Annotated in this window: 21 protein-coding genes; 2 read left to right on the top strand and 19 right to left on the bottom strand. The window is 39.0% G+C overall.

The window, feature by feature from the left end:
* Positions 1–6: 6 nt before the first annotated feature.
* Both BGM26_RS05510 and BGM26_RS05505 read right to left on the bottom strand, forming a co-directional pair.
* Positions 7–951, bottom strand: a complete 945-nt coding sequence (locus BGM26_RS05510) for a beta-ketoacyl-ACP synthase III (protein WP_217038710.1) — start codon at positions 949–951, stop codon at positions 7–9.
* 548 nt (positions 952–1,499) lie between these two features.
* Positions 1,500–2,405, bottom strand: a complete 906-nt coding sequence (locus BGM26_RS05505; RefSeq protein ID WP_217040660.1) for a DUF1002 domain-containing protein — start codon at positions 2,403–2,405, stop codon at positions 1,500–1,502.
* Between the two features lie 207 nt (positions 2,406–2,612).
* On the opposite strand from BGM26_RS05505, the gene BGM26_RS05500 reads away from it, so the two are divergent.
* Both BGM26_RS05500 and mprF read left to right on the top strand, forming a co-directional pair.
* Positions 2,613–3,209 carry a DedA family protein gene (locus BGM26_RS05500; RefSeq protein WP_217038709.1) on the top strand — a complete coding sequence of 199 codons (597 nt, stop codon included), beginning with the start codon at positions 2,613–2,615 and terminating at the stop codon, positions 3,207–3,209.
* A 48-nt stretch (positions 3,210–3,257) separates the two neighbouring features.
* Positions 3,258–5,783 carry a bifunctional lysylphosphatidylglycerol flippase/synthetase MprF gene (gene mprF, locus BGM26_RS05495; RefSeq protein ID WP_217038708.1) on the top strand — a complete coding sequence of 842 codons (2,526 nt, stop codon included), beginning with the start codon at positions 3,258–3,260 and terminating at the stop codon, positions 5,781–5,783.
* Positions 5,784–6,137: 354 nt separating this feature from the next.
* On the opposite strand, the gene BGM26_RS05490 is transcribed toward mprF, so the two are convergent.
* The 17 genes from BGM26_RS05490 to BGM26_RS05415 form a co-directional block, all read right to left on the bottom strand.
* A complete protein-coding gene (locus BGM26_RS05490; protein ID WP_217038707.1) occupies positions 6,138–6,758 on the bottom strand; it encodes a branched-chain amino acid aminotransferase in 621 nt (206 codons plus the stop codon).
* Positions 6,759–7,126: 368 nt separating this feature from the next.
* Positions 7,127–7,636, bottom strand: a complete 510-nt coding sequence (locus tag BGM26_RS05485; protein WP_217038706.1) for a DUF3189 family protein — start codon at positions 7,634–7,636, stop codon at positions 7,127–7,129.
* Between the two features lie 378 nt (positions 7,637–8,014).
* Entirely contained in the window at positions 8,015–8,161 is a 147-nt protein-coding gene (locus tag BGM26_RS05480) for a hypothetical protein (protein WP_217038705.1), read from the bottom strand.
* 87 nt (positions 8,162–8,248) lie between these two features.
* On the bottom strand, positions 8,249–8,737 hold the full coding sequence (locus tag BGM26_RS05475; protein WP_217038704.1) for a (2Fe-2S)-binding protein: 489 nt from the start codon (positions 8,735–8,737) through the stop codon (positions 8,249–8,251).
* The gene (locus tag BGM26_RS05470) at positions 8,738–9,571 is read right to left on the bottom strand and encodes an FAD binding domain-containing protein (protein WP_217038703.1); all 834 of its coding nucleotides are present in this window, start codon (positions 9,569–9,571) and stop codon (positions 8,738–8,740) included. It abuts the gene before it with no gap.
* Positions 9,568–11,892 (bottom strand): xanthine dehydrogenase family protein molybdopterin-binding subunit, encoded by a 2,325-nt coding sequence (locus BGM26_RS05465; protein ID WP_217038702.1) that lies wholly within the window; start codon positions 11,890–11,892, stop codon positions 9,568–9,570. The genes BGM26_RS05470 and BGM26_RS05465 overlap by 4 nt, the downstream gene beginning before the upstream one ends.
* Positions 11,893–12,089: 197 nt before the next feature.
* A complete protein-coding gene (locus tag BGM26_RS21645; protein WP_302053219.1) occupies positions 12,090–12,221 on the bottom strand; it encodes a hypothetical protein in 132 nt (43 codons plus the stop codon).
* Positions 12,222–12,494: 273 nt separating this feature from the next.
* Positions 12,495–13,064: a uracil-DNA glycosylase gene (locus tag BGM26_RS05460; protein WP_217038701.1), complete on the bottom strand. Its 570-nt coding sequence runs from the start codon at positions 13,062–13,064 to the stop codon at positions 12,495–12,497.
* Between the two features lie 122 nt (positions 13,065–13,186).
* Positions 13,187–13,897 carry an ABC transporter ATP-binding protein gene (locus BGM26_RS05455; RefSeq protein WP_217038700.1) on the bottom strand — a complete coding sequence of 237 codons (711 nt, stop codon included), beginning with the start codon at positions 13,895–13,897 and terminating at the stop codon, positions 13,187–13,189.
* Positions 13,890–14,663: an ABC transporter ATP-binding protein gene (locus BGM26_RS05450; protein ID WP_217038699.1), complete on the bottom strand. Its 774-nt coding sequence runs from the start codon at positions 14,661–14,663 to the stop codon at positions 13,890–13,892. The genes BGM26_RS05455 and BGM26_RS05450 overlap by 8 nt, the downstream gene beginning before the upstream one ends.
* A complete protein-coding gene (locus BGM26_RS05445) occupies positions 14,635–15,615 on the bottom strand; it encodes a branched-chain amino acid ABC transporter permease (RefSeq protein ID WP_217038698.1) in 981 nt (326 codons plus the stop codon). Before BGM26_RS05445 ends, BGM26_RS05450 begins: the two co-directional genes overlap by 29 nt.
* A 4-nt stretch (positions 15,616–15,619) precedes the next feature.
* On the bottom strand, positions 15,620–16,504 hold the full coding sequence (locus tag BGM26_RS05440) for a branched-chain amino acid ABC transporter permease (protein ID WP_217038697.1): 885 nt from the start codon (positions 16,502–16,504) through the stop codon (positions 15,620–15,622).
* A gap of 93 nt (positions 16,505–16,597) precedes the next feature.
* Entirely contained in the window at positions 16,598–17,776 is a 1,179-nt protein-coding gene (locus BGM26_RS05435; RefSeq protein WP_217038696.1) for an ABC transporter substrate-binding protein, read from the bottom strand.
* 188 nt (positions 17,777–17,964) lie between these two features.
* Entirely contained in the window at positions 17,965–18,606 is a 642-nt protein-coding gene (locus tag BGM26_RS05430) for a spore coat protein (RefSeq protein ID WP_217038695.1), read from the bottom strand.
* Positions 18,607–18,949: 343 nt separating this feature from the next.
* Positions 18,950–20,044 carry a tartrate dehydrogenase gene (locus BGM26_RS05425; RefSeq protein ID WP_217038694.1) on the bottom strand — a complete coding sequence of 365 codons (1,095 nt, stop codon included), beginning with the start codon at positions 20,042–20,044 and terminating at the stop codon, positions 18,950–18,952.
* A gap of 144 nt (positions 20,045–20,188) precedes the next feature.
* Positions 20,189–21,199, bottom strand: a complete 1,011-nt coding sequence (locus BGM26_RS05420; protein WP_217038693.1) for a hydroxyacid dehydrogenase — start codon at positions 21,197–21,199, stop codon at positions 20,189–20,191.
* A 135-nt stretch (positions 21,200–21,334) separates the two neighbouring features.
* Positions 21,335–22,528 (bottom strand): thiolase family protein, encoded by a 1,194-nt coding sequence (locus BGM26_RS05415; RefSeq protein ID WP_217038692.1) that lies wholly within the window; start codon positions 22,526–22,528, stop codon positions 21,335–21,337.
* Positions 22,529–22,532 lie beyond the last annotated feature (4 nt).

The raw sequence follows: 22,532 nt of genomic DNA, 5'->3' as shown, positions 1-22,532 counted from the left end.
TCAAATTTATTTACCCCATCTTAAACAGGCAGAACCCCATGTTAATCCACCACCAAAACCAACCATGACGATGACATCCCCATCATTGATCCTTCCGTTCTGTATTTCAGTAAACAAGGCTAAAGGGATAGAGGCTGCCGATGTATTTCCATGTTTGATAACAGTAGTAGAAACTTTATCTTTTTCAAGTCCTAGTCTTTCTCTTGCTGCATCAATAATTCGCACATTTGCTTGATGTGGGATTAGAAAATTAACATCTTCTTTTTTAAGACCCGCTTTCTCTATCACATTCAAGCAAGATTCAGGCATCTGACGGGTAGCAAATTTAAATACTTCCCTGCCATTCATGCCTACAAAATTCGTTTTTTTATCAACAGCTAAATGTTTACCACCCGTACCGTCAGCACCTAATTCAAATGACAGGATCCCTTTTTCTTTAGAGACTTCCCCAAGGATTACTGCCCCGGCTCCATCGCCAAATAACACACAAGTATTTCTGTCTGACCAATCAATAATTTTCGAGAATTTCTCACTGCCAATAATTAACACATTTTTATATGTATTGGCTGCAATAAATTGATGGGCAGTTATTAAAGCATAGACAAATCCTGAGCAAGCAGCACTTACATCCATAGCAGGTATATTATTCACTTCAAGGGCTTCTTGCACCATGCAGGCAACAGACGGAAAAGCGGTATCAGGGGTCGCTGTTGCAACCAAAATTAAATCGATATCTGAAGCATCCAAAGATGCGTCTAAAAGGGCTTTTTTCGCGGCAATAATAGCCATATCAGACGTATCCATTTGATCGCTGGCAATTCTGCGTTCCTCAATCCCTGTTCTAGTTCGAATCCATTCATCATTTGTATCAACCCTATTTTCCATATCACGATTAGTTACAATATTATCCGGCAGATAAGCCCCTACACCGATAATGCCTATACATTTCATTTAATCACCCTGACAATTTTATTTATCCTAGACAAACAAGCAGTAAAAATCAAAATGGAAATTTCACTCTATCCAGGATTTACGTGCAGGATACACGACCAATTGAAAAGAAGAAGAGAAGCCATTTTGGAGGATAATAAAAAATACTGCTTTTTGAAAAATTCATTTTAATGACCAGGTCATATTATCTCCTATCTAAATATTATAAACGTTTCTAGTAAAAAAGCTTTATTAAAATATAAAAATAATTAAAATGTAATAATCAAATTCGCTTTGGCGTATTTGCGCCCAGATTATTATCGAGCTTGCTCGATAATAATCTGAGGCATCCGCGGAGGCTTAACTTTATTCAGCCGTGGTTTGAACCCTACTGAATTGGATACTTAATTGCATTCATCACGCCACTTATAAAAGTGGAGACTTCTACTGAATAAAGTTAACGCGAAAGGATTGAACTCAAGAGAATCCATAACAAAGAAACGCTGTTAATCAGTTATATTAACAGCGTTTTTCCTGAAGCCAATTTATTTTTTTAGTTCAGCCAACACTTATGAAAAAATAGCTTTGATGCTGTCGACTAGATTTTTAAAAAAATCAGAGATTGCTTGTAAAAATCCTTTGTCGCCAACAGCTTCTTCAATACGCTGTTTAATGTCTTTCGAAATCGTTTCAAGCTGGGATTGAACATTGTCAAAATTGATGTTAAGACTGCGCATTTTTTCAAATAAGTCAATGAGCAACTGCCGATCTTGCGGGCTTAATTGAATTTCAAGTGTATTTAATTTCTCATTAATAATTTGTTCGATTTCCTCTTTTGTAACGGGCTTTTGTGAAGCAATTTCTTTTTTGATTTCTGTTAGCAGCTCTGTGACTTTATCTGGATCTAGTCCTTCCTTCTTCGCAAGATTCGTTGCCAGACTAAGCTCTTCATTCGCTACTTCCGTATGCTCCTTATTTAGTTCTGCGCCATTTCCCTCATCATAAGCCTTATAAATTCCAACTAAAGCGGAATGGCCGCTTACTTTTACTGGTGAAGCAACATCGACGACTGCATCCTGGATTCCCGCTGTCAGTAGAGCATTCGCATACATTTCATCTGTCACTTCGGTAATATTTTCAGGAGTCACCTGATTGATGACAAGTCCTTCGCCGCTTTCTTTTCGCGTGATTTTTGCGGACGAATACATATTAGCATTCCGGTCCCCTTTTATGTAGGTAACAAGATCTTCACCGCTCACGGTAATTTCCTTTACCTTGCTTGTGTCCTTTACTCCTAATAACTTCCGGACTTCCTCTTTCTGGGCAGGAGACAATGCGGCTCCGTACACAATGATTGGCATACCAAATTTTTCGTTAATGCTTTCTTCATCATTATTTCCGTTGGATGCAATGGCGCTATTGCCTAAATTAAGAACAAAAGTTAATACAGTTGCTATCATGATCCATTTCATCATTCTCATAAGTATCATTTCACTTCCGACTCTCCCTTTTTCATTCAAAAAGCGAATATCTGATTTTTTTAGCACATAATATTCATCATGAACGAGCATAATGTATAGGGAATTTTAACATACTTTTCGAGAAAATTCCTGAATTTTTATAATATCGATCAAGTGAGGGAGAATAATAATAAAAAATAGAAGGTGGGTTTCCCCGAGAAAATGCAGCACATCCATTATTTATTAGAACATTTTGGCTATATAGGGATTGTGATCGCTTTAGTTGGCGGGATCGTTGGATTGCCCATTCCGGATGAGATCCTTCTAACGTATGTCGGATATAATGTTTCCCAAGGAATCATGCACTACATACCCTCCTTACTTAGTGCGTTTATAGGTGCAGTTGGGGGAATCTCTCTTAGCTTCTTATTAGGGAAAAAATTAGGTTTGCCCATCCTGTTAAAATTTGGTCCTAAAATAAATTTAACTGCAGAAAAAATTGATAAGACAAGAAAAATGTTTGAGAAGTTTGGACCCTTTCTGCTTTTTATCGGATATTTTATCCCTGGTGTACGACATGTTACGGCGTATCTTGCAGGAATAAATTCATTTCCATTTAGAAAATTTGCGGCTTTTGCCTACGCAGGAGCTGCGTTATGGGGTTTTTCATTTATTACTTTAGGAAAAGTACTGGGAAAAAATTGGGGGAAGGTAGAGTTTTATTTTTCAAAATACAGTATCATTCTAGGTTTAATTATTGGACTGGGTGTAATTGTTTTTATTTTCTGGAGAAGTCATCTTAAGTCAAAAGAGGCGTAAACATGACTTGAAATATTACATTTATTGAAAAAGAAAATGGAGATGAATATGCAAATTTTTAAAAAGGAAAAAATATATCTATTCTTAAAGCTTGCATTTCCAGTCATGTTATTAATCCTTGCAGCAATCGAAATTCAAAAGTTTGCTGGGGGCTTAGATATTGGATTAATTTGGCATGAAGTAAGCCAAATCCATCTTGCAATCCTGGTAATCGTCCTATTGAGTACATTTGCTGCGCTCATTCCCATGCTTTTTTATGATGTAGTGATAGTAAGATTATTAAAGATTGAAATGCCAACAAAAAAATTAGTAAAGTATTCACTAATAGTTAATTCCTTTTCAAATTTAATTGGTTTTGGCGGGCTAGTCGGTGCAATGCTAAGAACATACTTTTATCGAGCATATGAAGTGGACAAGCGCAAACTGTTGAAAACAATTGCGTTCGTTTCACTATATTATTTAACAGGCATATCATTACTTTCGTGGATATTACTTGCGGGTTACAGAGAGATTTCACTTTTATTAACTACCAAGTGGCTTTACCTTGCCGTGATAGTGGTCGCTTCATATCTACCTATAATTCTCATATCATATACTTTGAAAAGAAAAACTGAACATTCCGTAGACTTGCGGACTAGGCTTCAGCTTATTTTTGTTTCTTTTCTTGAGTGGACAGCTGTATTCCTAGCTGTCTGGCTCTTGGCCCTAGTGATGAAAATACCGATTCGGTTCGATGACTTATTTCCTGTTTTTATTGTTGCTTCATGTGCTGGAATTGTCAGTATGATCCCTGGAGGGCTTGGCTCATTTGATCTGGTATTCATTTGGGGGACGCATGAATTAGGCATCCAGGATGAGAAGATCATTGCACTTTTGATTTTATATCGAATTGGCTATTTTTTTATTCCGTTTTTTTTCGGAGTTGTTTTATTTTTAAAAGAATATTGGGATAAATGGAATCAATCATGGGATAATCTGCCGAATGCGCTTATTCAGCGTGCGAGCCATGTGCTTTTAACGATCATGGTATTTCTTTCAGGTCTGATCCTGCTTCTGTCGGCAGCTGTACCCGGAATCACACAGAGGTTAACAATCGCTGAGGAGCTATTATCCTTACCGATTATGAATATCTCACACCAGCTTTCCGTTGCGACTGGATTTATCTTGCTTGGATTATCTAGAGGGATTGAATATAAAGTAAAACGAGCCTATAATCTAACCTTTGTAGTATTGGCCCTTGCCGCATTATTTTCACTATTTAAAGGATTGGACTATGAGGAGGCTAGCTTTCTGCTGATCGTAGCTCTTCTACTGAGAATATCCAAGACTCGATTTTATCGCGAAAGCTATGTTTTAACATGGGGTAAAACGATTATTGATGTAATGGTGATCATCTTCATTACTTCCATGTATCTGTTAATCGGATATGTAAACTTGCCATCCGCAAAAATTATCATCCCGAAAAAGTTGATGCCGTACGTTATAACGGATTATCGAGATTTGTTTTATAGTGCTTTAATCGGTCTGATCATCGCTTTGCTTGTTCTCGCTATCGGATATTTGATTAAGAAGCCTAGAAAATGGGTGATGACAAAATCGTTTAGCCATGAGGATAACATAGTCGAACATATAAACAAATACAATGGAAACGTCTTAACTCATTTAATTTTTCTGCATGATAAATATATTTTCTGGAATAACAAGAAAAACGTCCTATTCTCTTTTCAAAAATATGCAGACAAGCTAGTCGTTCTTGGGGATCCGATCGGTGAGAAAGCTGATTTTTTATCTGCCATAGAGGAATTTCAGCAAATTTCAGATCTTCATGGGTTTACGCCTGTTTATTATGAGGTTAGCAATGGAATGCTTCCTACTCTTCATGGAAATGGTTATGATTTTTTTAAGTTTGGTGAGGAAGGTTTTGTGAATTTAGAAAGCTTTTCGCTTACTGGCAAAAAAATGAAGGGGGCTCGAGCAGTCAAAAATAAGTTTGAGCGCGAGAATTTTATTTTTGAAATTGTGGCACCGCCATTTAGTAACGAATTGATGAAGGAGCTTAATGAAGTATCAGATGACTGGCTCCAAGGGAGAAGTGAAAAAGGCTTTTCACTTGGCTACTTCGATGTAGGTTATCTCAATAAGAATGAGATTGCCATTATGAAGTCAAATGATAGCCGAATTATCGGTTTTGCAAATCTCATGCCGGTTTATGATGACAACCAAACAATTTCCGTGGACTTAATGCGGTTCAGGCCTGGTTCACCATCCGGTACAATGGATTTTATTTTTCTGTCGTTATTTGAATGGGCAAAAGAAAAAGGCTATCAACACTTTAATTTAGGAATGGCTCCCCTATCCAATGTAGGCCTTTCAAAGTTTTCTTTTTTAAGTGAAAAAATCGCTTCACAAATTTATTTACATGGCCAATTTGTTTACCATTTTCAAGGCCTCAGAAAATTCAAAGAAAAATATGCAGATGTATGGGAACCTAAATATCTCGCTTTCCGAAAAAAGTCCTCTTTGCCTTTTACGATGGCGCAAGTCGCGCTTTTGATTGGAAAAAAAAGAGCATAATATCATTGCTCATTAATCTACGTAAAAAACAGACCTTCTTTTGAAAGTCTGTTTTTCAATAAGCTTGTTTTCTTAAACTTTGTTTCTATTTAACAGAGATGAGGTCTAGTTGATTTCCGCTCCAGGAGCTCGCTTTCCGCGGGGCGGTGAGCCTCCTCGGCGTTCCCGCCTGCGGGGTCACACCTGTCCCGCTACTCCCGCAGGACATTGAATAAGCTTCCTTGAATTATCATCGCACGAAGAAAATGCGATAGCATTTTCGAGGATCTCGCACCATCCGCTCCAATCAACTACATACAATACCTATTTAAAAACAACAATCATTTAGAAAACAGCCTTCTATAAATTAGACAATCATTCTTTTTCTTCTTCGACAGTTTCAACTAGCTTAAAAAGAAAAGAATAAAATAAACTGCATGTTTCACCAATCGTCAATTCTTCATTAAACCCCTCTACATAATCCAAAGCAAAATTAAAATCCCATAAACCGTCAGCTTGGCTAAAGAGTAAACTAAATTTGGCTCCTTCTTTTAATTCACTTTTTAGCTGTGCTTTCAATGCCCCTTCATATTTCTTTTTGAGCTTTAAGCCTAGCATAACTTCGTATGTACCGAACACATCATCGACCTCTAAAGAAACGGAATCTGCACCGATCATCTCAAACCAATCAGATTCAAGGTAAATAAATTCGTTTTTGTGTTTTTTCAGATAGTCAATGGGTTGTTCTAAAAAATTGGCATTTTCTTCTGCAAGCAGTTCTTCTGATTCTTTATCAGATCGCTCAATATAAATATCTGAGAAGCGGGAAACAGGATTTTTCTCTATCAGAGTAATTTTCTCGTTAAGTTCAGTTCCAATCAATTGATGTTTTTCAACATACTCGATTTCCTCTTTAAATGTTTCAAGTGTTAATATTTCAGCATCGTGCTTTGTTATTGCATTTGAAATGTATTCCTGCATTTTGTTTTTTAACATGTTCAATCTCCTCTATTGCGAATTCATTTTCCTATTAATTTTGATGGTTTTTCTAAGAAATAGCAAATGTACAGTTTTTTAAAAAGCTCTTTTCTTATATATGGTTGTTTTTAGCCTTCAAAATTTGCCCGTTGATTTCCGCTGCGGGCACTTGCTTTCCGCGCGGAGGGCCGGGAGCCTCCTCGGCGTTACCGCCTGTGGGGTCTCTCGTTCCCTCTATTTCCCGCAGGAGTCAAGTGCCCTCCGCTCCAATCAACTCAGATTATTTTATTAAAATCACATTTTAAAAACAACAAACTTTACGAAAACAGACTTTTTGAAATAATAAAAAAACAGACTTTAAACGTTCGTCTGTTTTCATTTGATTATTACGCCTGAAAATCTTTATTTTCTAAGACGGTCACTTTTGAATTGGCTGTTTTCCCGATTTGTTTTGTGTATTCGACAAGCTGAAAAATATTTTTACAGGCCTGTTTAGCACCTATCACTAATAATGGCACCCCAATGAAATCAATCTTTAACCCTCTTGAAAAAAATCCCCCCATCGTCATCGCAAATGGAACGGTTGGGGATGTATTTGAATAAATGATTTTTTCATCAATATGAAATTGTTCTTGATATAATAAGCTTAAGTTTTTTAATGCAGGAACGACAAGCTTGGACGATCTGCGGCCAATTGAATAAACGCGGTTTCCGTCCTCATCGATCCCATGAAAAATAAATCTGCACGTATCTGATCGATCTAATTTATTGAAATAATCAACATTCAAAATTTCTTCTTTCGTCAGCTTACGATCAGTAGGGAGTTTCTGTAAATGATAGGCTGCTGCTAGGGATGTGGTATGTGTGCCGCCATAATCATTATATATATAAATCACAATATCATCCTTTGTCAGGTATTCTTATTAGTTGTATTATCACCAATAATCAGGCATTCATGCAAAAGCAACTGAGATTAAAAAGTTTGCCAAAGGTCATTTAGATTGAAAATCTAGGCATCTTTCCGACAGAGAGTATAGTGGTTTTAAAAGAAGCATAAATAAAAAAGCCGCCAATCAAAAACCTTTATCCCACAAAACTATTGCCTTTGGCTTAGTGGTATAAGGTATGAATATGGCGGCTGGAATAAGTAGCTATAGGAGGTTAGAGTCACCACTCAATGGAGAGAAATTATTTAAATGGCTAATGTCGAATCTAGTCTTCGACATTAGGGAAGATTTCAAACGAATTCTTCAAACTAATTTGTGATGCGACTATCATTCTAAGCAAACTGCCCTCTTGAAGGCTGGAAACGCAACGATTGCTGCAATTATCGCTCCAATAAAAAAGAATATCGAACTGCCCACAGTAAATAATCGACCAATGAAAGTTAATTTATCAACCCAAATTTGTTCAGCGTTCAATGAAATCGCTCCTTTTTCCTTCTCATTCAAATCATATGCAGAATTGGGCGATATGTTCATTTTTCTTTCTAACTACCTAGGCTTTTTTTATTCACTCCTCGGTTCCGTATTAAATTGAATGACCGACTTCACCGCATTTTCAATTTCTTCATAGCTAGTGCACCTGCAAATATTTGACGCTAACCATTCCCTAATCGTTTCTTGGTTCGGATTTGGATGATTCGTCAGCAAGGCTTGACAATTCATAATGAAGCCAGGGGTACAATATCCGCATTGGAAGGCAAAATGTTCAATAAACGCCTTTTGGATAGGCGTATTTATTAAGCCTTCAATCGTTATTATTTTATGTTCAACTGCTTCGATAGCAAGCATAATACAGGACTTGTATGGGGTCTCATCCATTATGATCGTACATGCGCCGCAATCTCCATTTAGGCAGCCCGGCTTCGCCCCATTTAAAGCTAATTGTTCACGGAGAACAGACAGAAGTGTGCTTGCTGGTCTTATTTCCGTATGATAAATTTCTCCATTAATATGAAGCGGGACATTAAGTTTTTTTAATGGTGTAACATCCATTTATTTCCCCTCCATTTCTAGAAGAATATCCATCAATGTATTTCTTAGCACGAATAATCGGTATTCACTTGATCCTTCAACATCATTAAGTATTGGACCCGGCAGATGTTCAATGGCAAGATGGATTCTTTCATCTAAGGGTAAGAGAAGATTATTTAATTCTCTTTCAACTTCGAATGAACGAAACGGGAACGGGCAAAGTCCGCTAAAGGCAAATCTGATTTGATCATCTTTTTTTAGGGCAGCAATTGTAATTAATGGATATCCGGTTTCCCATTGCTGCCTCTTTTTGATACTTAAATAAGGGAGAGTCAGAAAACTCCGGTCTGTCATAAGCTGAACAAGAAACTGCCCATCCTCAAGCTGAAGTGTTTGGTTGAATATCTCATTGACAGGCACGCTTTTCACTCCGCTTAATCCTGCAACAATCGCATAACTATCCGCCAACAGGAATGGGAGTACAGCTTCACGATAAAAAATCTGACCGCTTATATTTCCACCTACAGTAATCTTATTTCTAGCCGTGCGATCAGCTACACCACTCGAAACTTGACTGAGAAGTGGAAAAAAATTTTTTTCTTCTAATAAAGTTAAAGGAAGTGCCGCCCCTGTTATTAGAAAGTCCTCATTTATATTAAAGATCATACATTCAGGTATGCCTTTTATGTCGATGATCGCCCCTGTATGGATGAGATTTAATCTCCGAAAAGTAATGATTTCGGTGCCGCCAGAATAATACATCGGCTGTTTGTTTTCATGCTTTAAGGCGAAAAATAATTCAGTGGCCTCTTTCAGGCTTGCAGGTTTATAGTATTCGATTTCAGTAGAGATCACTGGGATTGCCCCCCTTCTTTGATCCTCCAAAGTAATTCTGGAATGAGGGGTAGGTTGTTGATTGGGACAGAAAGTGCAGTTGATAGGCTATTGCCTAATGAGGCAGGCATGCCAAGCAATCCGTGCTCCCCGACACCTCGTGCTCCGTATGGTGCGTCGATTTGCGGGGTTTCAACAAAATCAGCGATATATTCTGGATGCTCCCCAAATCGAATGGGGCGGTATGTTCTAAATTGGTGATTAAGAACCCTTCCATATGTGTCAAAAACAAAGGTTTCCCTTCCAGCAAAGGATAGGCCAATACTCATTGCGCCCTTTACTTGCCCCAATGCAGTCATTCGATTAAGAACCCGCCCAATGTCGATGACGGATACCGCTCTTAAAATTTTGTAAGTAAAATCCCTTGTATCGATTTCGATTTCAACACCTTGAGCACCTACTGTCCATTCAGGACCCGGTTTACCAGCCCCGGTCTCTTTGTCCAAATAAGTAATGTGTCTTAAAATATAGTTACCGCGTCCAATAATTTGGCCGCCTATGGCATTTCCATTCGGGTACGTATAGCCATATGCAATATCTTTAATGGCTATCTTTATACTCGGATCATCTTTTAAGTACACTTGGCCAAACCCGACTTCTAAATCCTCATCAGATACACGCAAAACACAGGCGGCAATTTGCTTCAACTGACGTATAGCATCATCCGCAGCTTCTAAAAGCGCTCTTCCAGCCATAAAGGTACCTCTGCTGGCAACCGTTTTCCAATGTTCAGGGGTATTTTGTGAATTGACTTCCATTTGCACATGGATATTTTCAATGTTCATTTTCATTTTTTCCGCTAACATTTGGGCTAAGATCGTCTTCGTTCCTGTACCGATCTCTACAACACCCGAAATTAAATTAATGCTGCCATCCGGATTAAATGTTAAGATCACACCGGAACTGGAATTTGGATCAATCGTAGATGTTTTCCAAATACAGCTAATTCCTTTTGCTCGTACTTTATGATTTCCTAGATCCATCATTTGGCCTTCATCCCAATTTATTAACTCTTTTAATCTTAAAATACATTTTTGCAGGTTTCCAACGTTACTAGAATTCAGTAGAACTTGTGTTGGTGTCGTATTTCCTGGCATAATCGCATTTTTATATCGGAGTTCAAGTGAATCCATGTTGATTTTTTTTGCTAGGATGTCCATTGTTCTTTCAAAAGCAAACAATACCTCCGAATGGGCAAAGCCTCTAAATGGTGCGGCATATGGATGGTTTGTATACATACACAAGGAATCACACCAAATATTTTCAATATGATAAGGGCCGGTACAATCTACAGCTCCCGCCCTGCTTAGGTCTGCTGATTTATCGGCGGACGCGCCTCCATCAAACAAGTAAAGGATTTCAGCGACCTTTATGATCCCTTCGTCTGTGCAGCCGAGCTTGACTGTCGCATCGAGGCCGATATGACCGGGTGATGTAATAATATCATCTTCGCGGCTATTAAGTAGTTTCACTAATTTTCCATTGACAGCTTTTGAAGCAATGTACGCTAAGATTTCCAATTGAATGGACGCTTTCCCTCCAAAAGCACCACCAACTAAAGGAGTATGAACGATTATTTTTCCGGATTCGACATTGAAATACTCTCCTATCATTCTTTTAATCATAAAAGGAGCTTGTGATGATGATGTTATTTCAATATTTCCATTTGGATGAATTTGTGCAAATGAACATCTTGTTTCCATTGCCACATGATCAGAAGGTCGGAATGAAAAATTAGCTTCCACTGTATGTGTACTCTCTTCCCAACCGCGTTTTATATCGCCTTTGCGAATTTTTGTCCGGTGAGCCACATTGGTACCAGGCTCTGGATAGGCACCGGGCATTATTTTATAGTTTGCTAGATTCTCATGAATAATTGGTGCATCGGGGGCTAAAGCTTGACTGGGGGAATTCACCACTGGAAGCAACTTGTATTGAACTTTTATTGCAACTGCTCCGCGTATTGCAAGATAAGGTGTATCAGCTACTACAAGCGCTACTACTTCACCATGATAACGAACACGATCAAATGCAATTGGCGGCCGGTCCCGGATTTCTTCCCCAGTTAAAGGGAGATTGCCGCCTTTAATCACTGCACGCACACCAGGTATTTCTAGCGCCTCAGATTCATCAATATGGGTAATCATTGCATGTGCATATGGGCTCGTCACCATTTTTGCATGCAGCATGTCTTTCGAATCGAAATCATTTGTATATTTTGCTTTCCCCATTACTTTTTCATCAGAATCCTTCCGGTACACACTTTTCCCTATGATATGCACGTTTTATCCCCTCCCTCTTTCTTACCAGCTGAATAACTAACAGTAAAACCCACATTGTCAAAAATTTATCATTTATTTTTGCTATTTTCGCAAAATTTATTACTTTTTAACCAACAATATTTACGTTTTTTCCAAAGCCAATTTTAAAAACATGAGTTCCTTTTTACATTTTTCCGTGACAGCTTCCAAAAGAATGGTTATTTTCCCATCGTATCCCGCGAAGTTCCTTCCTTTAAATAGGCTGTTCCATCAATATGTATGATCATTGCTAGTACGCAGCGCTGATTCGTAAGTTGAACAGCTTCCAACAAGTGAATAATATTTTCCATGGCCACTCCAGTATCTATTTTTTTCTTTTTTAGTGCCTTTGTTTTCTATTTTATGAATTATTTTGCGAAAAGATGTTTTTTATGGAGGAAATGGGGACGGAGCGTTGTTAGCTATTTTCCTGATGCCACCCAGAGTCGTCTGATCAATACTATTTCTTATGAAAAAAACCCTCAAATTAGATAGGTGCTCTAATTTGAAGGTTTTTATGTAATTTAACTGTTAGCCGATTACAAAATGTATTAGTTTTTAATAAATTGCCAGTAATTTTCAAATTAATTTTGATATTGCTTCGCAACAAACATCCAATCTTCAACAAATAGCTTCCGCATATTCGGTCGTCTTCTAACTGCTAATGGATGGTAGCCTACCGCCGTTTGAAAGCCTTGAACACGATACATCTTACCCCGTAATGCCTTCACATCCGCCTCAGGATTTTGGAAAAAGGATTGAACTGCAATATTCCCTAAGCAAACAATTAAAGCAGGCTGTTTGAACTGAAGCTGTTCTTTTAGATGAATCATACAGATTTGCCGGGTACGTTCTTTATCATATGCACGCACAGGTTTTCTTTTTAAAATATAGGTTACATACACGTCTTCTTTGATCAAACCGACATGATTTACCGCTTCTTGTAATGTTTGTCGGGTACCGCATACAATTGGATTTCCCTCCCGATCCTCGCGTGCTCCCGGATTGTCCAGCACGACCATAATTGGCGCTTCGGGATTCCCTTCTCCCCAAATCATTCGTGAGCCGTGTTCATTAAGTCCACACTCACTGCAATTCTTGAAATGTTCCGGGGTCGGTTCCTCCGGCCAGAGAACAGGACAGAAATTTGTCATAAGCTTCCCTCCTTTAGGATTGATAGAAACTACATTTAGTATTTCCATTTATTCAATAATTCCATAGACGAAGAAAGACCCCGAATCCATCGGAGTCTTCGTTGTATTATTTCCGTAAAAGCCTATGTTGATTTTCTTCCAAGGTAAGCTTCTACGATTCGCGGATCATCTAATAGATCAGCAGCTTTTCCGTTAATGATAATTTTACCCGTTTCCATTACATAGCCATAGTCGGCGATTTTTAGAGCTTGTTTTGCATTTTGCTCGACAAGAAGAACGGTTGTCCCGTCATCTTTAATTTCTCTTATAATCTTAAAAATATCAGCAACAATTAAAGGCGCAAGTCCCATGGAAGGCTCATCCAGCAATAAAAGCTTCGGTCTTGAAAGCAATGCCCTCGCAATTGCGAGCATTTGCTGCTGCCCGCCTGACATCGTTCCGCCAAGCTGATCCTTTCTTTCCTTTAAAATAGGGAAATGTTTCATAACATTTTCAATGTCTTTATTGATTTCCTTATCTTTTCGATGGTAGGCACCCATTTCAAGATTTTCCATAACCGTCATTCCCGCAAGAATCGCTCTTCCTTCTGGAACAAGTGCAATTCCTTTTCTTAGAAGCTGGTCCGGTCTTAAGCCTGTTACATCTTCCCCTTGAAATTCAATTTTCCCGCGCTGAGGTGTTAATAACCCAGCGATTGTTTTCATCGTCGTCGTTTTGCCGGCACCATTTGCCCCGAGAAGTGTTACAATCTTCCCTTGTTCTACATCTAGACTAATTCCTTTTAATGCTTGAATTTTCCCATAAAAAGTCTCGATATCTGTTATTTTAAGCAATATGATCTTCCTCCTCTGAACCGAGGTAGGCTTCGATGACCGCCTGATTGTTTTGAATTTCCTCCGGTGTTCCTTCTGCAAGCTTCTTCCCAAAATTTAATACTGTAATTCGATCACAAAGCTTCATTACTAGGGGCATATCATGTTCGATGATTAAAACGGTAGTCCCTCGCGCTTGCACTTTTTTAATTAAATCAAACAAACTGTCCGTTTCAGTTTCATTCATGCCCGCAGCAGGCTCATCTAGCAATAATAGCCTAGGATTACTAGCTAAAGCTCTCGCGATTTCAAGTCTTCGCTGTTGTCCATATGCTAAATTTTCAGCTATAACCTCCTCAAAGCCTGCTAAACCTACTAATTCCAATAAATCTATTGCGGTATCTGTCAGTTTTTTTTCTTCATTACGCTGTGCTTTTGTACGAAAGACGCCCTTTAAAACACCTGATGTACTGCGGCAATGTCCCCCAACCATCACGTTCTCCAGAGCAGTCATTTGGGAAAAGAGCCTGATATTTTGAAAGGTGCGGCAAATCCCCTTTTCGGTGATTTTATGTGGTTTAATCCCCGTTATTGAATCCCCATTGAAGGTGATTTCCCCAGAGGTTGGGGGAAACATACTTGTAATGATATTGAACATTGTCGTTTTGCCGGCACCGTTAGGACCGATTAATCCATAGATTTCCCCTTCGTTTAATGTAAAAGAAACATCGGTTAAAGCGGAGATGCCGCCAAAATTTTTAGTAATGTTGTTTATTTTTAGAACCATTGGTGATCCCCCTTTTTGGCAGCTTTATCTTTTGAAACCATTGCAAAACCGATGCATCGATAATCCCTTGTGGACGGAATGCCATCATGATGATAAGAATAAGTCCGTAAATCATATAGCGATATTCGGCGATAAATCTTAATGCCTCTGGCAATACAGTCATGAACGTCGCTCCAAAAACAGCACCCCAAATGACTTCACTGCCACCGAATATAGCAAAAATGAGGATTTCAACAGCACGATGATAGGCAAAATCTGCCGGACTAATATAAGCCATTACATGGGCAAATAACGCCCCCGCAAATCCGGATATGATTGCACCTTGAGTAAAGGCCAGCACCTTATAATAAGTAATATTAATCCCCATAGATTCTGCAGCCTTTTCATCCATTTTTATCGATGCGAAAGCTCGTCCAACCCGTGATTGATTTTGTCTGATAAAAAACCAAATGAGCAGGATATTGATGAGAAGCAAGATGATAAATACGAGTAAAAAAACAAATTGATTATTCTTTAGCCCAATCATTGCTGGATCAAATCCAGCATCCTTAACCATTTTAAATAATTCTCGCCCGATATGAGGAATCCCTGAAATACCAACGGCTCCTTTTGTAACAGATTCCCAGTTTACAAAGAACACACGCATGACTTCACCAAAGCCAAGGGTAGCTATCGCCAAATAAACGCCTTGTAATCTGAGAGAAGGGATACCGATAATAATCCCGAATATTCCTGCAACTAATGATCCCACAAGGATGCCAATGATGATTGGAATATCAAAATTAATTGTTAATAATGTTGATGTATACGCACCAATCCCCATAAACCCTGCACTTCCGAGAGAAAGTTGACCTGAAGAAAGAGTAATATAAATGCTTAATCCAAGAATAATATTGATCAGAATGAATGAAGCAATTTGTAAGTAATATGGATTGATTAATTCTCCGAGCATTCCGTCACCGTCCTGCCTCTGATGTTTTTTTGCCGAATATTCCTTGAGGCCTTAACAAAAGAATAAAAATAATTGTGATAAATGCAACAGCGTCACGATAACCTGAATCGCCATAAGCGACGATCAAAGTCTCAGATAAACCAAGGATCAGCCCGCCGGCCATTGCACCTTTTACATTACCCATACCACCTAAAATAATAATTGCTAGACCTTTTAGCCCCATGGATAAACCCATTTGCGGATTGACGGAGTTAAATGCCATTCCGACTAAGATCCCAGCAATCCCTCCCATCGCAGATGCGATGACAACCGTTAAAATGATGATTCGTTTTGTGTTTACACCAAGGATACTCGCTGTCTCTAAATTCTCTGCGGTTGCTCTTAAGGCCTTCCCAGCTTTTGTTTTTAATAGCCAATAAGAGAGGACCATCATTAATAGAATTGAGATGACAAAAATTAAGATTTGTACTAAATAAACGGTTATAGAACCGATTTTAAAATTAATCTCAGAAAACGCATTTTTGAAAGGATGATTTCCTGCTCCGAATATATGGTGAGAAAGGTTTTCGAGAACGATTGATGCTCCGATTGTACTGATTAAGGGAGCTAAGTGTGAAACGCCTTGTTTTCCCCTTAATGGACGTAGAGCAAAACGCTCAAGTAAATACCCTAAAATGGCCGTAACTATAATTGCTGCAACAAACGCTATCCAAATTGGTAAACCAAGCGTACTTGTTATGATTACTCCGGTAAAAGCGCCAAACATAAAAATTTCACCATGCGCCATATTAATGATGCCAAGAACTCCGAAAACTAGAGTGAATCCGAGGGCAACGATGGCATAGATGCTACCAAGTGTTATTCCGTTAATTAACTGTTCTAACAGCAAGACATCTCACCCTTTAATTATTAATTTTTTGTAATAAAAAAATGAACCACCAGAAGGGATGCAATAAATCCCTTACTGATGGAATTTTTAGTTTTATTCAAACGGTTGGAACTTTCCGTCTTTAATAATAAGAACTGTTGGGTCCATAACGACATCTCCATCTTTATCGAAGGAGAAACTGCCTAGGATTCCTTCCAAGTCTTTTATTTCGGAAAGAGCATCACGAACCTTATCACGGTCAGCCTCTCCGGCATTTTTCAGGGCCTCTGCATAAATATAAAGTGCATCATAGGCTTGAGCTGCAAATTGATCTGGTTTCTTTCCATATGCCGCTTCATATTTTTCATTAAAAGCTTGAACTTTTGCATCTTCCTTTTCACCAAACCATGGAGTGGCTACGATTAATCCGTTAGAAGCTTCCCCTGCAATTTCAATCACCTGTGGAGAGTTAAATCCGTTTCCACCTACAAATGGGACATCAACGCCCATTTTTCTGGCTTGGTCCATGATAACTGCCCCTTCGTTATATAGAGCAGAACATAAGATCAAGTCCGGGTTTTGTCCCTTAATTTTTGTTAATTGTGCATTATAATCTGCTTGGCCTTTTTGAAAAGTTTCAATTGTCGTAATTTCAAGTCCCATATCTTCGGCTACTTTTTTCATGGTATCGAAGCCTGACTTTGTAAATACATCATCGTTTCCATAAAGAATCGCTACTTTTTTGGCATCAACACTATCAACCGCTTTTTGGACTGCAGCTGGGATTGCTAGTGCTTCGGGCAATGAATTTCTAAATACGTACTCACCAATTTGCGGAATACCCTCTGCTGTGGTAGATGTACCCATGATCGGAATTCCATTTAAATCTGCTTCAGGTCCAACGACATTCATTTCTGTACTTAATGTTGGGCCAATGAGAGCAACGATGTTATCATCGCTCATCAATTTTTGGGCAGCAGATAATGCCTGTTCTTGCTTACCGGCTGAGTCTTCCGTAACGAGTTCAATATTTACTTTACCTTCATCATTAATTTCTTTTTGCGCTAATTTTAACCCGTTCGTTATTGCTTCTCCATATGCCGCACCAGGGCCAGTTAAATAAGAAATGACACCTATTTTTGCGTTCACTGTTTCGGTAGCTTGTCCTTGTTCTCCGTCTTTTGAAGGATTTTCTTCGCCGGCAGTCTCTGAACTATTGCCGCTACACGCTGTTAACATCGCTAACGTTAACATAGTAATTACTAAAAATGATTTTTTTAACATGTTCTTCATCTTTCTCCCCCTATCTAATTATCTGATTATTTTAAAACATAAATCTATTAAATAGTATTTAGGCACTAAAGTAAATGGATTTTGTCGAAATATTTGAAGTTTTAATAGAAATTTGTAATTTTAATATAATATTCCATGAAAAAAGGCGATTCTTGTATGAAGAATCGCCTTTTAGGTATTTATTATTATTAATGAGTAGCATTTGGATTTGGCATTTGTGTATTTATTTGCGCTGGTGCAAATGAATTTAATAGCTGTTGCATGTCTTGCCCAGCGAGCTGCGGCACCTGATAGTAATGGTGCTTGTTTTGATAAATCGAAAGTTCATAGGCCATTTCGATACAATTCGGCACAGAGTCAGCGAGTACTCTGCGTACGACTGGGTTCGTTACTTCACATGCAGCCATTGTTTTCATTCCAGCAGCCGATTTTACAGAACCAAGCATTAGACCTGAAATGCATTCATCGGTAATTTCTGAAACAGACTGCAGCGGCTTTTTAGGCTGAGAAGGTTTTAATCCGTAAATGAAATCATTTCCCTGGGTCATTTCATAACTTTGCGTAGGGACCGCTGGGTTTTGCCCGGACTTAAAACAGTCGACGGTTGTATTATATTCGGTTTGAATAAATTGATATTGACGGTCAAGTATATTTAATAGCTCCTGATCTTTCACATGCGGACGTAGTAAAGTATATAAATTTAAAGTCCCTATCGTTCCTGACAGTACTTCATGAACATCAAAGACTTCGTGTCCCCCATGGTTTAAATGTTGGTTAACCATTCCCGTATGCATATTTTCGTGCATGATTTGTCCCTGTTGGTTTTGCAAATCAGATTCCTCCTTGTTTTAAAATCAAGGTTATTTTGCGACGGAATTTAATATTTATTCCTGTTCGTCAAATATAAGAATCTTCATGATTCCCAAAAGGATAAATTATTCGAATATAAATAATCCTTATCAAATTCGCCTTGGCGTATTTGCGACCAGATTTTTACCTTAGCTTGCTCGATAAATTCCTTTAAAAATCTGAGGCATCCGCCGGAAGCTTAACTTTATTCAGCCGAGGTTTGAGCCCTCACTGAATTGAATACCTTTTTGCATTCATCTCGCCACTTAGAGTAATGGAAGACTTCTTCTGAATAAAGTTAAATATCTTCACACGTTTTCACGGTTATTTTGTATTTTGTAAGATATTTTTCATTTTCAATTTTCGACAGACTTGATCGCCAAATTCTTCAGTTGTGGCTTTTCCGCCTAAGTCAAGGGTGACGAACTGCCCTTCCTCCAATATGTCCTGAAGGGAGTCCATGAGGGCTGAGGATAGTCTGTGTTCACCAAAATGGTCTAGCATCATACTGGCCGTCCACATGGCGGCAGTTGGATTGGCGAGTCCCTTTCCGGCAATATCGGGAGCCGATCCGTGTACAGGTTCAAACATCGATGGGAATGTCTTTTCAGGGTTGATGTTTGCTGAAGGGGCGATGCCCATTCCCCCAACAATGGCAGCTCCTAAGTCAGTTAAAATGTCACCGAATAAATTGGAGGCTACAACGACATCAAATGCATCAGGTTTAGATACGAAAAATGCACAAAGGGCGTCGATATGAACAATGTCTGTTTTAACTTCAGGAAACTCTTTATTTATCTTTTGAACATATTCGTCCCAGAATGGCATTGTATGATTAATTCCATTGGACTTAGTAGCAGCTGTTAAAAGCTTTCTTTTCCCCTGGCGATTCGCTAGATCAAATGCATATTTTAATACCCTTTCCGTTCCATACCTTGTAAAAACGCTGTTTTGTATCGCCATATCCATGTTTGTGCCTTCATACATTCTTCCGCCAATACTTGAATATTCCCCTTCGTTGTTTTCGCGAACAACGATGAAATCCAAGTCATCCGTGCCACGGTTTGCAAGCGGGGATTTGATCCCGCGAAGGAGTTTAACTGGCCGAATATTGATATACTGCTGAAATTGCCTTCTGATCGGGAGTAAGAGGCCCCAAAGGGAAACATGATCGGGAACACCAGGATAGCCGACTGCACCCAAATAAATCGAATCGAAATCTTTAAGTAGTTCTAAACCATTATCAGGCATCATTTTGCCATGTTTGAGATAATATTCACAACTCCAATCGAAATGTTCATACTCAATGGAGATGCCTCCATCCAATTCACATAATGTGTCTAATACTTTTTTTCCTTCCCTGATTACATCTACACCTATTCCATCCCCTGGAATAAGCGCAACCGAATAATGTCTCATTTTTCCAGCTCCTGCCTGCCATCTTAAGGCTATTTTTGCACTATATTTCTTTAGAATATAGCAGAATGAACTTATTCTTGATGCGAGTCAGAAATGAACTTGAAGCAATCGGAGAATCACCGATTGCTATTATTTAAATCCAGTTTAAAAACAAGAATCTTTTTGAAACGAGCCGTTAATAAAGACTTCTGGATTTCCGATATGATCTGGTACTTCTCCATTTAGCGCTTTTAATATATTTTTTGCAACCGTGGTTGCCATCATATAATTGCACTCTACAGTTGTTCCGCCAACATGCGGGGTGACAATTACATTCGAGCAAAAAAGTATTGGGTGATCTTTCGGAGGAGGCTCCGGATCAAATACATCTAGTGCTGCTCCAGCTATTTTTTTGTCTTTTAATGCCTCATATAGATCCTCATGATTAACGATCCCTCCACGAGCTGTATTGATAAGGTAGGCTGAGGATTTCATTAAGTTAAAATGAGACTTATTAATAAACCCTCTTGTATATTGTGTTAATGGAATATGGAGGGATACAAAATCGGATGATTGAAAAATATCGTCTAAGTCAGTCGTTACCTTAATGCCTAATTCCTTTGCGAATGCATGCTTTTGTTCATCGTATTTCCGCACCCAAACTGTAACGTCCATTTCTAAGCCGATCTTTAATCTTTTTGCTACCTCTTTTGATATACTGCCGAATCCTACTAAGCCAGCCCGCTTCCCTTTTAGCTCATATGTTTTGAGTCTCATTCTGGATTCATAGTTTCCATTGATCATCTCTTTATGAAATGGAATCAATGTTTTACTTAATGCCATCAATAAAGTGACCGCATGTTCGGCTGTTGATACGCTATTTACGGAAGGTGCGTGGAGGACAGGGATCCCCTTTTCTGTCGCATATGAGACATCGATATTGTCCAGCCCGACACCTGCTCCTGAAATAACCTTTAAGTTCGGAGCGGCATCGATGATCTCTTTTGTAATTTTGGCAGGCGCCCGAAGAACAATTCCCTCGACATCTTTAGCCAATTCATTAAGGACGTGTGGGTCCAAATTGTCAGTTCGAATGACATGCGCGCCTTCATTCAAAATCTTCTCACCCTCTTCATGATACATGGAGAGGATTTGTAATATTTTAGGCTTCGTCATAATGCACTCCTTTTAATAATTGATTGGCTGATAAAACACATAATTTGGCTGACAACCAGCTAAATTTGGCTGATAAACTGACAAATTTGGCTGACAAATCAGTCAAACTCGCTGATAAAGTGTAATTTTATTGCACTATATGATTAAATTTTCCACAATCGCCGTTAGGCCCTGACCTCCACCGATGCATAATGTAACGAGACCGTACCTGCTCCCTCTGCGCTCCATTTCCTTCATTAATTTGGTCATCAAAATGGCCCCAGTCCCTCCAATTGGATGACCTAATGCGATGGCCCCGCCATTCACATTTAGTTTGTTACGATCAATCTTTAATTCTTTTACGACGGCAAGTGCTTGAGCTGCAAATGCTTCATTTAATTCAATTAAATCGATGTCATCTATTGTGAGACCTGCTTTTTTTAGAGCTTTAATGGTAGACGGGACAGGTCCGATACCCATGATTTCAGGTGATACTCCTGCTGAGGCTTGTGAAACGAGTCGGAACCTCGGCTTAAAGCCGCGTTTATTTGCTTCTTCTTCAGAAATAATTAAAAGCGCACTTGCACCGTCATTTCTACCGCTTGAGTTGCCCGCTGTGACGGTTCCGCCCTTTTTGAAAACAGGGTTTAATTGGCCTAGTTTTTCTACCGACGTAAGCCTTGGATGTTCATCTCTATCAAAAAGAATCGTCTCTTTTCTGGTTTTTATTTCAATTGGGACAATTTCACTTTGAAAAATTCCCTTTGAGATGGCCGCCGCCGCTTTTTCCTGACTTTCATGGGCGAATTCGTCCTGTTCATCTCGGCTGATATCGTACCTTTCGACGAGATTTTCCGCTGTCATTCCCATCGTTAAATGTCCATACACATTTATTGGCTGTGCCCTTGGCTGGCTCTCCGTGTTAGGATCTATGATTTCAGCATTCCCTGCACCGTACCCATATCTTGCACCTCTTAAATAATAAGGCGCGGTACTCATGCTCTCAGCTCCGCCTGCAAGGATGATTTCACTGTCCCCACACATGATTTCCTGTGCCGCGTTTATTATCGCCTGCAATCCCGAAGCACATTGGCGGTGCACGGTATACCCTGGAATTTCAATTGGAATATCTGCTTTAAGTGAGGCCAGTCTGGCTAAATTAGGATGGTCCGAACTTTGTTTGGCATGTCCCCAAACGACCTGGTCAACTTCACTTCCGGCAATTCCACTTCTTTTTAACACTTCTTTCATTACAACCTCAGATAAAGCATCCACTTCGATATCCTTTATGGCTCCCCCCATTTTTCCAATGGCTGTTCGAACCCCTTCAACGATTACTACGTTTCTCATCTAT

This window comes from Bacillus sp. FJAT-29790 (assembly GCF_019039215.1).
In the GTDB taxonomy this organism is placed as follows: Bacteria; Bacillota; Bacilli; order Bacillales; family Cytobacillaceae; genus Cytobacillus.
Note: the sequence above shows the minus strand (reverse complement) of the source record. Positions and strands in the feature narration are given on the sequence as shown.

Coding starts and splice junctions, on each gene's coding strand:
- BGM26_RS05510 (WP_217038710.1), bottom strand. CDS start 951: ATGAAATGTATAGGCATTATCGGTGTAGGGGCTTATCTGCCGGATAAT.
- BGM26_RS05505 (WP_217040660.1), bottom strand. CDS start 2,405: ATGATGAAATGGATCATGATAGCAACTGTATTAACTTTTGTTCTTAAT.
- BGM26_RS05500 (WP_217038709.1), top strand. CDS start 2,613: ATGCAGCACATCCATTATTTATTAGAACATTTTGGCTATATAGGGATT.
- mprF (WP_217038708.1), top strand. CDS start 3,258: ATGCAAATTTTTAAAAAGGAAAAAATATATCTATTCTTAAAGCTTGCA.
- BGM26_RS05490 (WP_217038707.1), bottom strand. CDS start 6,758: ATGTTAAAAAACAAAATGCAGGAATACATTTCAAATGCAATAACAAAG.
- BGM26_RS05475 (WP_217038704.1), bottom strand. CDS start 8,737: ATGGATGTTACACCATTAAAAAAACTTAATGTCCCGCTTCATATTAAT.
- BGM26_RS21645 (WP_302053219.1), bottom strand. CDS start 12,221: ATGGAAAATATTATTCACTTGTTGGAAGCTGTTCAACTTACGAATCAG.
- BGM26_RS05460 (WP_217038701.1), bottom strand. CDS start 13,064: ATGACAAATTTCTGTCCTGTTCTCTGGCCGGAGGAACCGACCCCGGAA.
- BGM26_RS05450 (WP_217038699.1), bottom strand. CDS start 14,663: ATGGTTCTAAAAATAAACAACATTACTAAAAATTTTGGCGGCATCTCC.
- BGM26_RS05445 (WP_217038698.1), bottom strand. CDS start 15,615: ATGCTCGGAGAATTAATCAATCCATATTACTTACAAATTGCTTCATTC.
- BGM26_RS05435 (WP_217038696.1), bottom strand. CDS start 17,776: ATGAAGAACATGTTAAAAAAATCATTTTTAGTAATTACTATGTTAACG.
- BGM26_RS05425 (WP_217038694.1), bottom strand. CDS start 20,044: ATGAGACATTATTCGGTTGCGCTTATTCCAGGGGATGGAATAGGTGTA.
- BGM26_RS05420 (WP_217038693.1), bottom strand. CDS start 21,199: ATGACGAAGCCTAAAATATTACAAATCCTCTCCATGTATCATGAAGAG.
- BGM26_RS05415 (WP_217038692.1), bottom strand. CDS start 22,528: ATGAGAAACGTAGTAATCGTTGAAGGGGTTCGAACAGCCATTGGAAAA.